At 64.0% G+C, this 14,751-nt stretch carries 19 protein-coding genes; all 19 read right to left on the reverse strand.

The genetic code is table 11. The features are described from left to right. Positions 1-20: 20 nt before the first annotated feature. Positions 21-500, reverse strand: a complete 480-nt coding sequence (locus SNOUR_RS41890; RefSeq protein WP_067342820.1) for a hypothetical protein — start codon at positions 498-500, stop codon at positions 21-23. Beyond that, entirely contained in the window at positions 487-1,269 is a 783-nt protein-coding gene (locus tag SNOUR_RS41895) for a hypothetical protein (RefSeq protein WP_067357440.1), read from the reverse strand. The genes SNOUR_RS41890 and SNOUR_RS41895 overlap by 14 nt, the downstream gene beginning before the upstream one ends. Before the next feature lie 125 nt (positions 1,270-1,394). Continuing rightward, positions 1,395-1,853 carry a hypothetical protein gene (locus SNOUR_RS41900; protein ID WP_159425704.1) on the reverse strand — a complete coding sequence of 153 codons (459 nt, stop codon included), beginning with the start codon at positions 1,851-1,853 and terminating at the stop codon, positions 1,395-1,397. Between the two features lie 47 nt (positions 1,854-1,900). Further along, positions 1,901-2,413, reverse strand: a complete 513-nt coding sequence (locus SNOUR_RS41905; protein WP_067342815.1) for a hypothetical protein — start codon at positions 2,411-2,413, stop codon at positions 1,901-1,903. Between the two features lie 62 nt (positions 2,414-2,475). Then, positions 2,476-3,312: a hypothetical protein gene (locus SNOUR_RS41910; protein ID WP_067342813.1), complete on the reverse strand. Its 837-nt coding sequence runs from the start codon at positions 3,310-3,312 to the stop codon at positions 2,476-2,478. A gap of 90 nt (positions 3,313-3,402) precedes the next feature. Continuing rightward, entirely contained in the window at positions 3,403-3,630 is a 228-nt protein-coding gene (locus tag SNOUR_RS41915; RefSeq protein WP_067342812.1) for a hypothetical protein, read from the reverse strand. 2 nt (positions 3,631-3,632) lie between these two features. Then, positions 3,633-3,944, reverse strand: a complete 312-nt coding sequence (locus SNOUR_RS41920; RefSeq protein WP_312631419.1) for a hypothetical protein — start codon at positions 3,942-3,944, stop codon at positions 3,633-3,635. An 18-nt stretch (positions 3,945-3,962) separates the two neighbouring features. Further along, positions 3,963-4,451 carry a hypothetical protein gene (locus SNOUR_RS41925; RefSeq protein WP_159425703.1) on the reverse strand — a complete coding sequence of 163 codons (489 nt, stop codon included), beginning with the start codon at positions 4,449-4,451 and terminating at the stop codon, positions 3,963-3,965. Positions 4,452-4,758: 307 nt separating this feature from the next. After that, a complete protein-coding gene (locus SNOUR_RS46930) occupies positions 4,759-4,983 on the reverse strand; it encodes a hypothetical protein (protein WP_159425702.1) in 225 nt (74 codons plus the stop codon). Positions 4,984-5,155: 172 nt separating this feature from the next. Continuing rightward, on the reverse strand, positions 5,156-5,644 hold the full coding sequence (locus tag SNOUR_RS44315; protein WP_079141892.1) for a single-stranded DNA-binding protein: 489 nt from the start codon (positions 5,642-5,644) through the stop codon (positions 5,156-5,158). Between the two features lie 240 nt (positions 5,645-5,884). Then, positions 5,885-6,298: a hypothetical protein gene (locus SNOUR_RS41930; RefSeq protein ID WP_067342807.1), complete on the reverse strand. Its 414-nt coding sequence runs from the start codon at positions 6,296-6,298 to the stop codon at positions 5,885-5,887. A gap of 457 nt (positions 6,299-6,755) precedes the next feature. Then, positions 6,756-7,136, reverse strand: a complete 381-nt coding sequence (locus tag SNOUR_RS41935; RefSeq protein ID WP_067342805.1) for a hypothetical protein — start codon at positions 7,134-7,136, stop codon at positions 6,756-6,758. 256 nt (positions 7,137-7,392) lie between these two features. Next, on the reverse strand, positions 7,393-7,641 hold the full coding sequence (locus tag SNOUR_RS41940; RefSeq protein ID WP_067342803.1) for a hypothetical protein: 249 nt from the start codon (positions 7,639-7,641) through the stop codon (positions 7,393-7,395). Positions 7,642-8,071: 430 nt separating this feature from the next. Next, a complete protein-coding gene (locus SNOUR_RS41945; protein ID WP_067342802.1) occupies positions 8,072-8,905 on the reverse strand; it encodes a transposase family protein in 834 nt (277 codons plus the stop codon). A gap of 57 nt (positions 8,906-8,962) precedes the next feature. After that, a complete protein-coding gene (locus SNOUR_RS41950) occupies positions 8,963-9,421 on the reverse strand; it encodes a hypothetical protein (protein ID WP_067342800.1) in 459 nt (152 codons plus the stop codon). A 324-nt stretch (positions 9,422-9,745) separates the two neighbouring features. After that, positions 9,746-9,913, reverse strand: coding sequence for a hypothetical protein (locus SNOUR_RS46935; protein WP_159425701.1), 168 nt, complete (start codon positions 9,911-9,913; stop codon positions 9,746-9,748). Between the two features lie 118 nt (positions 9,914-10,031). Beyond that, positions 10,032-10,556 (reverse strand): hypothetical protein, encoded by a 525-nt coding sequence (locus SNOUR_RS41955; RefSeq protein ID WP_067342798.1) that lies wholly within the window; start codon positions 10,554-10,556, stop codon positions 10,032-10,034. Positions 10,557-10,826: 270 nt separating this feature from the next. Then, positions 10,827-11,414 (reverse strand): hypothetical protein, encoded by a 588-nt coding sequence (locus SNOUR_RS41960; RefSeq protein ID WP_159425700.1) that lies wholly within the window; start codon positions 11,412-11,414, stop codon positions 10,827-10,829. Continuing rightward, positions 11,411-11,755 carry a hypothetical protein gene (locus SNOUR_RS41965; RefSeq protein WP_067342795.1) on the reverse strand — a complete coding sequence of 115 codons (345 nt, stop codon included), beginning with the start codon at positions 11,753-11,755 and terminating at the stop codon, positions 11,411-11,413. The genes SNOUR_RS41960 and SNOUR_RS41965 overlap by 4 nt, the downstream gene beginning before the upstream one ends. Positions 11,756-14,751: the final 2,996 nt, after the last annotated feature.

The raw sequence follows: 14,751 nt of genomic DNA on the forward strand, positions 1-14,751 counted from the left end.
CCTCCCGCACTTGGAACACTTCACGCCAGCTCCAGCACCTGGCGTAGACCGTCCTCGGCTGGCACACGGATCGGAGCACCCCCGCCGGCCGGCCGGCACACCAGGTGGCCGGTCGCGTAGCCGACAATGTCCATCTCGTACGGCTCGCATTCCAGGCCGAGCACGGCCTGGACCTGGCCCTTGTGGTGGATGAGATCGCCGGGCCGAATTCCGAGGTTATGCATCCACATGTCGGTGATGTAGAAGCGCAGGATCTCGTCGGTGATCTGGCGCGGGTGGGAGTAGACGTTGTCCTGGCCCGGGATACCGAAGTAGTTCCCGCACGAGTCGAGGAACGTCCATTCCTCCGGACTGTCCCAGTTCTCGTCGGTGCGCGGCTCGATGATCGCGATGTCGTATACCACGATTTCACCGGTGCGAATTGCCGTTGCGTCCTCGGCCTCGTACTCCTTAAGGTCGACATCCGAACGCAACTGAATCCAGATCTCAGGCAGCGACACTCGCACTCTGCTGCTCCTTCCACTGTGCGTACAGCTCGGCGGCCGGGGCCGGCACGAGCCAGGGGAAGGTGTCAGCCCAGGACCGGTACTCGTCGGCCGGTGTCTGGTCCCAGGCTTCCCGGGGATCGCTGGTCGGGCCGGTGATCAGCTCCGGATTCGCGCGCAGCTCCAGAATCGTGGTCTTGCAATTGCGTTGATGCCACAGCGCTTCGTTCGCGAGCCGGGCCCGATAGTCAGGGATGTTGCAGGCATCGCAGAACCGCTTCTTTCGCCCTGACACCTTGTGGACCACCATCACCGTGGCGGGTGGCGGGTAGGGCCCGTGACCTCCGATGCACGAGTAGACCCCGTAGTTGTGCTTCGGGCCGCCTTCGTGGACCTTGGGCCATTCGGTGATGATCTCGAAGTCGTTGATCTCTTCGACCAAATCGGCGAGCGGTACAACGTGGCTGCGGGTGTGCTCCGGGTGCAGGAAAGCCGCGTACGGCTGGGTGACGTTGCGCTTGTAGAAGTTGCCGTCAGGCTTGCGGAAGTTCTCGATCGGGCCGTAGTGGTGCTCGGTGAAACCGTCCTCAACCTCCACCGTGATGCGTACCCAGTCACCGACCATGAAGCGCTTGTAGTGCTTCTCCACGGCGGCCTTCCACGCCTCGTCCGATCCGTTGCCGGTGACCCAGGCGTCCCGAACGATTCCGTCGATGTCGTACCGCTCCGGGTCGCGCTTCTCCCAACCCAGATATTCCACGGCCTGTTCGCGCATTTCGCGCATGCTTGCGGCCACCTTTCCCTCCCTGATTTCGAAATTGAATCCCTGAGTGCCCGGCGCGGGAATCGAACCCGCCGAATACCGCATAGGGGAGGACGGTTTTCGCTACTCGTCGACCGGGCGGGCCGTCAGAACCAGACGAGACGGATGCTGCGTTCCTTCGCCGACTCGTGTGCGTCCTCAGTGGGCACCTCGAAGCGCCACAGCACCGCACCGCCGCCCGTGTAGGTCTTGGCCGTCTTCAATTCGAGGCCCCCGACCGGCCAGCCCTTGCCCGTCAACCATTCGCGGGCCGCCGCCCAGCCAGCCTGCTCGCTGTCGACCACGTCGTACGGGCACGTCGTGCAGCCGAAGAACTCCGGGTGCTCGTGCTTGTACAGCCGGAACTCGATCCGGTGCGTGATCTTCAGCGTGCTGCCGGGGTAGATCTCCTTCGTCCAGTGCGGCGACGAAAGGCCCCAGTCCTTCATGGACTGACCACGGCCGTCCGCACTCTGACTGAACTCGACGTACGCCTGCTTGATCTCACCGGCGGCGTCGTGGCGCACGTCGTACACCGACCACAACGTCCCCCTGGAATCGGTCATGGTTCCGATCGGCTGCCGCCTGTCCATGCCGTTGCGTTCCATCAGCATCAGTACGCCCCCAACTTCCTGATCTTGTTCGTGCACTTCGGGCACAGCAGGTCGCCGTCCCCGTCCTGGTCCAGGTCGCAAAGCCGGTACTTCGTCCCGCGCGGGCCCACCCCTTCGACGTAGAACTGCCAGTGGAAGGTGTTCTGGGTTTCGTACGCGTGACCGGCGTCGCACTCCATCCACGCGGAGCTGAACGCCAGGAAGTCCTCCGGCTCGGCGGCCGTGATCTCGAAGAACTCGGGGTGCTCGACTGTGTGGGCCTCACTTGTCGCGACGTAATGCGCGTCGCCGAGCTGGAACACCGTGTAGTGGAAGTCCTCGTCCAGCCACGTGACCTGGTTCTGGGTGTTCGCGGTTTTCAGGTCGCCCCAGTGCGGGGGCTGAACGGGCACACCGCGCCGCTCCAGCCAGGAGAGGAACTGCATCGGGCCGTACGGGTACTTGCCGTGGATTTCGTACCACTTCTCGAAAAGCTCATCGAGCCGCACGCACGGTTCGGTCTTTTCGTCCATCCATGCGGCTCTCTCGCCGAGCACGGCTTCCGAGTCGACAAGAGCTAGAGAAATTCCCACGGTTACGCCCCCTCAAATTCGGTGATGCCGTCTTTGCCGCAGCATCCGGCGCACTCGCATTCGTGCACCTTGTGCAGCTCTGACACCTTGAATGCGCCGGTCGGTGTCCACGGGGCGTCCTCGGTCTCCCACGTGTACTTGACGAGCACCATGTCTCCGCAGCTCTCGCGGACCACGCGGGCCTCGTAGCACCACGGAGAGCGCACCGTCCGCAGGCTGGACCGGCCATCCGGCACCTTGAAGTGCGGCCGGACGCGGACCAGTTCGCGACGCTCGGCCAGAGTTTCTGGTGAGTCCTCGGCGTGCGTGATCGGCTCCCCGACCGGACGCACCTCACTGTGGAAGGCCGAGCGTCGTACGTATGTCTCCGGCTCGGCCGGCTTCGGGGCGTCCGGCTCGTTGGGCTCTGCCGGTTCCCCCTCCAGCTCCTCCTCAGGGTCGGGAGCCGAGTCGAGATCCTCCTCAGGATCGCTGTCCGGCAGGGCCTCGATCGTGATGGACACCCACTTCAGCGCGCCCCCGGTCAGGTCCGTACTCTCACCGGGCTTCAGCTCACCAACCGTCGATTCCACATACTCCCGAGCGGATTCGATGTGGTGTGCCCGGCAGTCCCCGTACACTCGGCACCGAAGGCTGATCGGGTTCAGCACGCACTCGCCGGCGCCGAATTCCTCCATGCCGGAAAACACAATCTTCGGGTTTTCCTCCAAGAATTCGCCAACGTAACGCGCTACGGCGTCCGGCCAGTCGAATTCGTCAGTCTCACTCCTGAGCTTCTTCTGTGACGCCTTGCCTTGCACGTTGCGCTGCTGGTGCCACTCAGTCGTGACTTTGAACATTTCCTCTCCCCTGGTTAATTGCACGACCGACAAAGAAGGGCGCGGACCGGAAAACCTCACCGATCCACGCCTTTGCTGCGTCGGGAATGTTCAGTTGGTGGCGTGACCTCGCAGCTCGGCGAGGATCATCAGGCATTCGGTGACCGTCTGGAGATCGTCCACGTTCGCGTCCGGGTTCAATTCGCGGATCTTGGCCCGCAGATCTTGGACGGATGCGGGCAGGTACCTCATGATCATGAGGTCGAACGCTCCCGCCCTGGTCCGGTACCAGCCGTGACCGGTGAGGTTCCGAATCTCGATCTCGTCGTGAGCAGCCATGATTAGCCCCGGTTTCCGCGATAGATGTCGCCCTCGATGTAGGTGATGACGTCGCCGTTCGGCGCCCGCATGGCCCAGTAGTAATGGGCCTTGAACCACACCGTGGTCCATCCGGCCTCGTCCAGGGACTCCGTCACGCGCCCGTCGCCGCCGGACCCCGCGAAGAAGCCTTCGGCGGCACCGTCCATCCCGTCCCAGTCAGGGCCGTACGGATTACGGTCCGGACTCAGGATGCGGATCACATCATCCGCACTCGTGGCCGACTCAAGCTCCTTGAGCTGGTCCTTGATTACGGCCCAGAAATCGTCTGTCACGGTCATCTCCTCTTGCTGTCACTTCTTTCGGGACTCCTGTCGGAGCTTCCGGCGCAAATCGGCTTCATACTCGTCTGCCACGCGGCCGTGCACTTTCTCATACGCCGCTAGGTCAATGTCAGGTGCCGCGGCTTGGGAAAGTTCAGGCACCGACCTGTCGAGTAGGCGGAAGTAGAGGCAAGCGGCGCCGGATGTCATGGGTGCGACGAGACTCGCCTCGTGAATGCCGATGATTATCTCCGCGTCCGTGCCCGGTCGGGTGTCCTCGTCCCTGGCGACGCGGTCCAAGATCTCGCGGCAGTGCGCGCGGTAGAGCACTTCGCGGAAAAGCTTGTCGTGCGTAGCTTGGAGCAAGAGGAAGCTATTCCAGATCAGGCCCTTTCCTCGCTCGCCGTGACGGTCCTGCGCCTTGTCTATCTCCTCGTGGGCCCACCCCGCCGCACGGAGTATGGATTCGATATAAGGGGCCTCCGGGAGAAGCGCTTTTATCAGTTCATGGGCGGTCATGAGCATACCTTTGCTGTATCGATTTCGGGTGAGTGAAGACTCCTGGCGTGGCAGCGAGACTGATCTGTCGCCGTAGCGAACTGTCCGCCGATCCTTCGTAATGGAGGATTCATGCGACATGAGGTACCTGATCCAGGATGAGCTCGTCATCCAGATTGAGGCGCGTTGTCCCACCCGGTGAGGGAGTTCGATTCGGCTGGTTCGAATGTGATCTGCAGGAGTGGGCGGTAGTAAAGGGCCCTCGTGGGTAAGGCTGATGCCGTTTATGGCGACGGCACTTCGGTGCGGGCATGGGGCCTCGATGTCTTTAGTTGATGCCTTTGTTGTGGGCGTCGCGGCCGGACTTGGTGATGCACCAGCTCTTTCCATCCGGGGTGGGAGTGGCCCAGCCCTGGCGGATCAACGTGTGCAGGTCGCTCGATGAGATGTCCATGCGGTACACGCCGTGAGCGTTTTCGATGGCTTCGGCCATCAGAGTCCTGGACGAATTGTTCCGGGCGCGCTGTCGGGATTTCCGACTCTTGCCGGACATACAGACTCCTTCAGATGTGGTTACAGGAAAGGGCTGCGCGGCGGAAGCGTGACGCTCCGCGGCGCAGCCCTGTGAATGGAAGGGGTGAACGGCTGCCGTCTGCTCTTGCCCTGTGGGCCTTGTTGATCACCAGCCCCGATCACCACGGTTCGTGATTGGTCGGCCGTCGTGTTCAGTGAGTGAGGGACCACCAGTTGATGGGGCGTGAGGGCTCAGTGCCCGGCGGCTCATGCTCGTGGTCCAGGTGCACGGTGGGGGAAGCCGCTGGCTTCGGGGGAACAGGGCGCGGTATGTGAGACGCCGGCCGTGGTGGCAGATTGACCGGATCCACGATGACGTGGTGGTTACCAAGGTCCGGTCCCACTGCGGTGAGACGAAGGTAGGGCGTCTGCCCGGCTCCGTCGCGCAGGGTCAGATGGCCTTGGGCGACGATGCTCATGCCGTCCCGCAGGGTGGTAAGAACGCCTTCACCACGCTTACCAAACGCGTAGCAGACTACGAAGACGGGTTCGGCCTCGCGCCACCGGTGGGTCTTGTGGTCGAACTCTTCCCGCGGGGTTATCACACCGAACCCGACCACGCGTTCCCCATTGGGGATGCGTATCTTCTCTGGCGCTCCGTGCACGATTCCCTTGACCGCGATGATGGTCTCGCCCGACATGGCTCTCCTTGGGCCAGGCAGGATCGGCCCTGCTGGGCCACTTACACCTGTGCGTCAAGGCTGAAAGGGGAGCGGGGTCCCGTTCTGTCTTCGACGGTCCGTTCGTGCGCATGGAGGGCGTAGTTGTCCTCGAACAGGACCAAGCCGTCGACCTCCTTGTTCGTCGCGGGCCGGCGTCGTTCCCGTGGACGGCTCCATTCCCGCCAACCGGGGCATCACGCTGCTGGTAGAGGCTTGGCATTAGCTCGCAGCAAGCCCAGTCAGCGGGTAGAACCCCAGCGCCTCCAGCCGGGCTACCTCTGCCTCGTGCCGATTCTTGACAGCTGCCGGTGGCGCAGCGCCGGGCCCGCAGTCGATCACCAGCACATGGCGCAGCCGAGCTGGCGTCTCCAAGGGCCAGTACGCGGCCCGCACGATCAGCCGCTCATGGTGCTCGAAGTTCTGCTCACATACCCGGCACGTCCACAACAACAGCGACGGCTGCAGCTGTGCCCTGTCTCGGATGATGTCTCGTGTCCATACCGAATCGGATGCATACGTCGCCGCAATGGCGTTGCCGAGCCAGAAAGCCTGACCGGCAGCATCCGCCCGCTCGAACAGGCAGTTGAAGACCTGCCGTTGGGTGCGCAATTCGGTGATGTGAAGTGCCACCATGCCCGGTCGACATCATGAGAAACCCCCAGCGCGAAGCCGACCGCCGGCACCTGGCTGATCGTCATTGACCACGTGGACGCCTTCGGCTGGGGCTCGGGCACGCGATCGCACGCTGCCACCTTCAAGCCGTCCGTCTCGCCGCGGCCGCCGTCGCTTAGCTCATGCCGGATCCAGACGTGCGCGTCGTTGCGCACACCGTCCAGCACACAGAGCATGGCTCCACACTCGGGGTGGCAGGTTGCCATCTCGACGATTACTGCCTGGTCCCAATCCAGGCGCAACGGATGCCGCACCACCTCGTTGTTGCCTATCACGCTCCTCCCGTGAAAGGGGCCGGCGGCCGCCCCGAGGGCGGCCGCCGCAGGCCGATCACTGATCACTGTCAGACCCAGCACGTGCGCGTCCCGACCGCAGGACGACCACGGCCGACTTTCCTGTCGCCCGGACGCACTTGCACTTAGGGAAGATCGGGCATCGCCGCACGAATCGCGGCGATCTGCCGAGGATCTTCAAGATTCTGCAGAGCCACGCGAGCGACGACCGCGCTGCCGGGACGGCCAGCAAAGGAGTCGCCTTCCGCGGCCTCCTCGGCTATCAGCTGCTCACGTAGATCCGAAGGGATCACCGCATATGGAGCGATGAGGCCCAAGATGACGTCCACGTCAGGCACTTCGTACGGTTGGCCACCTGTCGACATCAGCGCAACCGGCTCGTCGGCATCGCCGATGGGATTGTCAAGGACATGGGCGAAGAAGGTGGCGAGCGGGGCGTCCCAGCCGACACGGATCGTGCGGTCGGAAGGGGCGCCATCGAGCGGGATCAAAATGTGACTCGACATAGGTAGGGCTCCGTTCTCACTCGTGGCCATCCGGGGCCTGGACCTCTGCGCCAACTGTGCCGGCGGCGCGCCCCTAGTGGGCGCGCCGGCTGAGCAGAGATCGCCAGATTATTGATTAGTCGATACTTAGGGAATGGGTGCTCAGGGCCGGACCGTGGCGGGATGACCAACAGCGTCCATCGGTCTCAGGGGTGTCGGGACCCGGCCTGTAGAAGAACAGAGGTATCGCTGGCCCGCCGGCCCTGGAGGGCCGTGATCAGGCGCCCGCAATCGTGGTGTCGTCGTAGCACTCGGCCAACCAGGGCTTGGCAGCCGTGGCCTCGGCCTTCGAGTCGCGGCTCTGCCAGCCGGCAGCGTCAGCGATCCAGCGGGCGACCCAGGCGACGCGTTCCCAGTCCTTGACGCCGTCGTGCCTGGCAGACAGTTTCAGAGCATCTACGGCGAGGCGGATCTCATCAGGGGTGGCGTCGCCAGGGAAGCGGCCGGTCGGATCCGTGTTGGTCACGTCAGACTCCTTCGAATGGAGGTCAGGCGATGGAGAGCGGTGGGGCTGTGGCGTTGCACGCGGCCGTCCCGGTCGAGCCACCGCTTCAGGTGACGGTGATCTTGCCCCGGTCGCGGGATCGGGCGGCGGACGCTTCATCGATGCGGGACGGGAGTTCCGTCGGTGGCCCGATTCCTCCCAGGTGTAGACGCGGTTGTACGTGTCACGCCCGGTGGTGAGGGCCGGTGGTTTGCCACGATAGGTAGATCGGCCAGCTGACAGGACGGGGAGTCCCCGCGGGTGCAGGCGCAGGCCGACAAGCCATGTGTACGCGGCCATCGCACCCACAGATGCCCTGCCAACTTGAAGTCGCAGGTCAGCGAGGTGGCGTGATCGGTGAAGGGCATGCTCACGCGGTTCGCGAGCGACAGTCTGTGCCCTTGATCGTCTGTCAGCGGTTGACCTCGAGGTTCGTCAGCACGAGCAGGGCTCGCACAAGGTCGGTGGCGCGGGCCGGATCGGTACGGAGCTTGGCGAGGGTGCGCCACATCTTGAGGTGGGCGAAGCCGTGTTCGACGGGAGCGCGTGAGGCGGCCAGGACGCGGTTGGCCTCCTTTTGGCCGGGGGTGAGCTTGCGGGCGCGGGTGGCTTTGTAGCCGGTGACGACGACGGGCTGGGCATCGTCGTCGTCCAGCCCCAGGAAACCGAGGTCGGCCAGGGTGCCGAGACCGGCGGTGCGCAGATGCTCGAGGATGTGGTCGCGGCGGGCCGCGGTGATGTCATGGGTGCGGCCGGGGCGCGCCGCGGAGATCCAGATGAGGCGGCCCTTCTCGTCGGTGAGCGCAAGAAAGTGCAGGCCGTGACGTCGGTGTTTGCCCGAGTAGTTGGGCCGGTTGTCCTTGCCGGTGCGACGGACTGTGGGGATGAGGGTGCCGTCGATCAGGACGACTTCCCCGCCCCGCTGGGCGATGTTCTTCAGGGCTCGGTCCAGGCGCGGTGCACGGGCGGCGAGCAGGGCAGTCAGCTCATCTCGCCAGCGTCGTACGGTCGTTTCGCCGACCTGGTTGCCGCCGGCCATGTCGGCGATGCGCTGGTCGTGGCGGAGCATGGCGAGGACGATGACGACGATCCGCCCGGGCGCCCGGCGGCGCCAGCGTGAACCGATCGTCTTGAGGTGGCGCCGCAGCAGGTCCGCGCAGTATTCGTTGGTTTTCCGGGACACCGGCAGACGGCACTGGTAGATAGGGAAGCCGGTATCCCCGGCGGGCTCGTTGAGCTTCTTCATGCACACGTCGAAGTCAACGACCGCCGAGGGAATGCCGGTTACGGCCCGCGGCCGTGGCTACGGCATGCGCTGGAAGCGCCCGTAGGGCAGCTTGCGCAGCCAGCCCCGGCCCGACAGCTTGGTCAACTTCCCGCGCAGTGGCTCCAGCCGACCCTTGACCTCTACTTCGAGGCCGAGCGCGGTGCCGACGTCCTTGGCGCGTACCGGGCCTCCCGCCTCCCGGACGATCTTCATGATCTGCTGGTAGTCCGGCGGCAGCGCGTCCTCGGCGATGCCCGCCTCGCGGTGCCGGACCAGCAGCACGCCACGGCCGCCGACCTGCGCAGGCACCGCTTGCGTGGCGGCCTTCTCCGTCTGCAGCTGAGCGTGCATGCGCTCCGACACTCGCATCGCCGCAGCGAGATCCTCGCGCTCCGCGCGGACCTTCTCAAGTCGTTCGACCAGGAGCTTCTCCTCCTCGTCGAGTTCCGCCCGGCGAGCGGCGACGCGTTCGGCGACTTCGCTGATCTCCGTCATCCCGCGAGCCTAGAACCCGCTCAGCCCTCTGACCTGGAAACGGACAGACCGCCCGTGACTCTCGCCCGACGATCAAGACGATGGACTACCGCCCACCACCAGCCCAAGGCCCCCGCGACGGCATCACACCAGCCCGCCTGACCAGCCCGAATCAAGTTGGCGCGGCTTCACAGATGAAGTGCGCCGCATCGCCGAATGATTCGTGCCCCAGGTCGCCGATCCGATCCGGCAGCGGCCCGCAACGTCTGAAGTTGAAACCCTGCCACCCGTGGTGAGCCTTGGCCCTTCAGCAACCAAGACCCACCATGGGCGCAGCTGCGCCCGTCAGCGCTGCTCCATGCGAATCGGCTTGCACTCTCCGCACAGCCAGACCGATTCGTGCAGGGGGCCAGCAGGCGGCTCCTCGGCGGGGTCGAGAAGGGCCGGCACCTCTTCAAGAACGACGTCGTCCTTGGCTTCGCGGCACTCACAGCAGGTCGGACGGAACGACATGAAGCCTCCTAAGGGAAGTCACAACCGCTGACCGGGAGATCAGCGGGGGAGTGCCCCGGGCCCGATTCGAACGCGCTACGCACCCCCTCGTTCGCTGGGTGCTCCGGGGCGCCTGGCGCTACTGCTCCGATGCAAGGTCCTCAACGACCGCATGCATGACAACCGGGGCAGCCTCCAGCGCCGCGGCGGGGGTGCCACTGGTCGCCACCACCAAAGACCGTCGTTCCGCGTACCGCCACACCACGGACCACACATCGCCCGCCAGCCCGGGCGTCCACAGCAAAATCAACTCGCCTCCGTTGGGGGAGTCTTCCACCGTCCACCCGCCATGTTCCCTGGGCTTGATCGTCCAGCCCTCCACCGATCCCAGCAGCCGCGGCACCTGCGCGCAGCGTTCTTTGACAAGGGCGTGATAGTTCTCGGTGGGCGTCAGCGTGATGCAGGCGCGCATCCGGCTGTCCGTCTCCTCGGAGGCCCAACCGCCGACCGTCGCGAACCCGTTCCGCCCAATCACCCGCGCCGCCTCGTCCTCAAGCTCACGCGGCGTTGCCTGGTAGCGATGAGGGACATCGATCGCGGGGGTGAACCAGCCCCCTTCACTGGTCAGGCGCACGAAGGAACGGCGCACACGGAAGCTGCGCACCAGAATTGCCTTCCCGGCCGCGTGTGTTCCTCGCAGAGCCGAGCGGCCTGGAGATGAGCCGCAATGGTGGTGTCCATCGTTTGCACTTCCTATGAGATATCTGCGCCAGCCTGATTGGCTGGCGCCGAGTGCCCCGGGCCCGACTCGAACGAGACGCACACCCCCCGTTCGTTGGGGTGCTCCGGGGCGCCAAGTGCACTGCTGGACGTCGGGCCGCGCTTCGTTCGTGCTACGGCCCAACGCCCAACGGCTCAACTGCCGATCCAACTCCTACTGCCCTACCCGCTCCGCCACGAGCTCGGCCTCAAGCGCCAGCCACGACGGCTCAAAGCCGGCCAGACGCTCTTCCGGCACTTCCGTGAAGCTTCGCACCCAACTGCGGTTCCAAAATCCCTGGCGTGTTCGGCCGTCAGAAAACCTCACTTCGACCCACCACCCCCAGGACCAAAACGGCGGCAGGTTCCGGGGATACGACGCCTCTTGCTGCGCCCACTCGCACGAGATCACGATTCCCGCCCAGTAGTCGTCGTCCTCGGGCTTGGCCGACACCCAACCACCGACTTTGACGGGGCTCCTTTTCGGCTTCGGGGGGCGCCTCGGCCTCTCGCCCTCCAGCCAATCGCATGGCTGAATCGCGGTACCCGTTGCGCACTGCTCATAGACCTGGCGGACCTCGCTCTTATCGGCGAGCGCCACGACGCGCATGGGCGTGCCACGGCGGTCCCGGAAGTTGTAAAGGCACCAGTCGAGCGAGTTGGACACGTGCTGACCGCGAATGTCGATGTTCGCTTCGGCCCCCGACAGGCTGACGGCTCGCCAACTGTCCAAGGGATCGAGTCGGGTTACCTGATTCCTCATGCTGCCCTCGCCCCGACACCTCGACGGAAGGGGACGACGGTATGGGTACCTGCGGCCTCGCGGTCACGTGTAACCCCACCCGGACGGGCGGTGGTTGCTGCGTCCTCGTTCGGGGCCGGCACCGCGAGCGCGTGGTTAGTCTCAGCCCAGGCGTACGCCTCCATCACGCTGGGGAGAACCTGAATCCACGCTGTGATCCACAAGCGACCCTCGTCGTCGACGACGGGCATGGTGATCACTCGACCAGTGCCTGTGATCCGCTTGCTGACAATCTCGAACACTTCACGAGCGGAGCCGTAAGTGACAATCACGGTGTCTTCCGTGACCTGGACGTCAGGCATTTCACCTCCAAAGTGGTTCCACCTGAGCGCAGAAACTTGCAGCGCGGCGGGGCCGCCACAGTCGGCCCCCGTTGGTTTTCGTGGATCCCGGGGGCGCGCCGTACCCCCGGGATCAAACTTAATGGCTAACTTTACATAGCTTGGATGCGGAACATAGGGGTGAGTACTACATAAGAAGGCCCCGAACGGAATCCCAACTGGGCCACCTGGCCGCGCGTAAGCCTATTCAAGGCAAGGATGGCCACCCTAACCGGAGCATCCTCGGCGAGAACATCACCGCAGATCGTCCAGGAACACCACTTGGGGGGCGCGTTCTTGAGTCCGGGATGCTGAGACAGAATCTCGCCTATCCCAGTGAGATAGGCGATTCGCTCAGCGAAATACGGGGGTGCGCCCATGCCCTCGGTAGCCTGAATCTGATTCGCAATGAAGTCCATCACCGATTCGGCGGCTGGCATTTCAGCCAGGTATGACGCTGAGTACTCAACGACCGAGGCACACCCGTGCTCGACCCACCTTGCAACAGTATCGACCCTGCGTGCTAGTGCGACAGTCTCTCGCGGACTCTCGCCGCTCTGCTTGGGCCTGTCACTTCCGGGAGCGTACACGGAATACACGTACAGGCACTTCCTACGAAACCCCTGCACCATGAACACGGTGAGCTTTCCAGGGGAGGAAACGCACTGGAAGTTAAGGCGTCGGTGCTCTCGGCGTATGAACCATTCAGACACGGGTCGCGGGAGCCGCTGTACCACCGGAGGAATACCGGGAACGTACGTCGCGACGTGAGTAAATAACTGCGGAAGTCCATTCATTGGCCACTCCAATTACTTTGATTCGCGGACGATGGTCCGGCAGGGGAGTAGCTCCCCTGCCGGACGAAAATTGTGGCGAATTCCTACACTCGCTGTTCTTATGGGAAGGGTCGTCATGTAGGTCATTCGAACGCAAGTGAGTGATGCCCAACCTGCGTGTACTGCTTGCGTCCTTGATCTCTCCAAGATGGGTCATCAATCAAGCCGCGTTCCGTGTCGTCCAGTCCAACTATCAGGATCGCTAGACACCTGTACTCCTGTTGCTGCCAAGCCTCTCCAAAACGGGTCTTCGACCAAGCTTGCAGGTTTCTTTCCAGGGCCAACGAAACGAATGCAGACCTTATTCACGGCTTATTTTAAGACGGTTGCTGTTGCGTGTCTCACTTACTCCGGCGCCCTCTCGGACCCTTCGTCGCTCGCGGCACGTTTCCGCCGTCTCTCGATCACGGTCAAGACTGACCGCGTCCCGACATTACTGCCAGGCATTCAACGCCCCTACGCGATCTTCGGATACCATCCCCAATGCCATTCTGACCGGTCCGCCAGCGGGCCGTACAGATTCAAAGAATCTCGCGGAAGTCCACTGGAAGTGCAATCAGACCTGGGAGAGGCTGCAAGTCACACATAGGTGCGCGCTGTTGAGTTGTCAAGGATCGGCACCATGCCGTCATATCCGCAGTGCGTCAGCTTTTGCCTACGTTCACCGGGTACAAAAGTGGCCCAGCTATCTAGTAGGGACGGGTAGTCGCTCCGTCTCGGTCTCCACTGATCACGGATTCATGCTGTGCATTTGTCAGGAATTGCACAGTAGGCATCTAAGGGTCGACTTCCGTACCCCTTATCGCGGTGCGCTACATGTCCTTTCGGACTCCTGGCGACGCATGGCTCCCAAATGGGTCTTCAGTTGTTAAAGCTAGCGTCGAATCTAGGGTTCCTCTGGCCTCTGAGGACTCATCCCGCACTACGCGGATTGTTTGCCCTCGTCGCCCCGGGTTCCCCCGTTCCGACATGGCTAACTATACATAGGTCGGGGGGTGGGGGCAACCTGCGACAGATGGAGGAATCAGAGACTCCCTAAGACATCCCCTAGGGCATCCCCTACAGCACCCCCTAGAACACTCCCTACGGCACGTTTTACGACGGAGGGACCAACGAGGGAAACCCCTGGTCAAGGCTGCTGGTAAGTACTCCGGGGGCTTCTGACAACCCTTCGTGCTGTCCTTCTTGTTGGTTGGTGTGGGGTGGTGTTGTTGGTGGGTGTGGGGTGGGGGTGTGTGGTTCGCGTGTCGGGTTTCTGTGTGTCGCTGGCGCGCTGTGCGTGGTGGGGGCTGGCCCTGGTCCTGTGGGGTGTGGCCCTGTCGGGCCCCACCGGCCCGTACGGGGGTCTGTGTGCCCCTGTGTGGGCTCCGTGGGGCCCGCCCCGGGCCGTCAGGCCCCTCGGCCCCGGATCGGCTCCGGTCCGGCTCTGCGTGGTGCTCTGCGGGCCCGTGGGGGGCTGTTCTGCTTCTCCGTCACTTCCCGCCCCTGTACGCCCTCGTGTGGGGGCGCGGCAGCGTCCCCGTCCCTTTTCCTGCTGGTGTCCGTCTCCGGGCTTGTGGTGGCTGTGTGTGGGCCCGTCAGGGCCCGCCCAGCGTTCCCCCGCCCCCTTTGGTCCTGGTTTCTCTCCTCCGGGCCCTGAGGGGCCGTCCGGTCCTGCGTGGTGGGGTTGTGTGGCCGTGTGCGCCACTGTGCGGCGTCGCGTGCGACTGTGCGGCTGCCCCGACCTTTCCTCTCTCTTGTTCCCGTTGCGTGTGGTGTGCTGCTAGGGGCCGTCAGGGCCCGTTCTGGGGTTGTGTGTTCGGTCGGTCCGGTGGTGGGGGTTCTTGGGGGTGGGGTGTGGTTCGGAGGATTCACGGTCAAGGTGTCCCCGGTATGGTGACGCCAGTCACCACACGTGCCACAGTCACCACACGTGATGCCTGGCATGCCAATGCCAGGCATACATACTCGTTTGACGCCCCGTCAGGGGCTTACTCATCTCCACCTGCACTGTCGTGATATGACGTCGCGTCAGCGACGGGGCTTGGTGCCTGGCGGCCCCAACCCAACTCCGTCCCGCACCAGTCAAACTGACGCGCCGTCAGGCGCGGGGCCCTGACGGGCCGTCAGGGCCGGAGCAAGGGCGCCAGCCCTTCCGCCCCC

Origin of the sequence: Streptomyces noursei ATCC 11455 (assembly GCF_001704275.1) — a bacterium.
In the GTDB taxonomy this organism is placed as follows: Bacteria; Actinomycetota; Actinomycetes; order Streptomycetales; family Streptomycetaceae; genus Streptomyces; species Streptomyces noursei.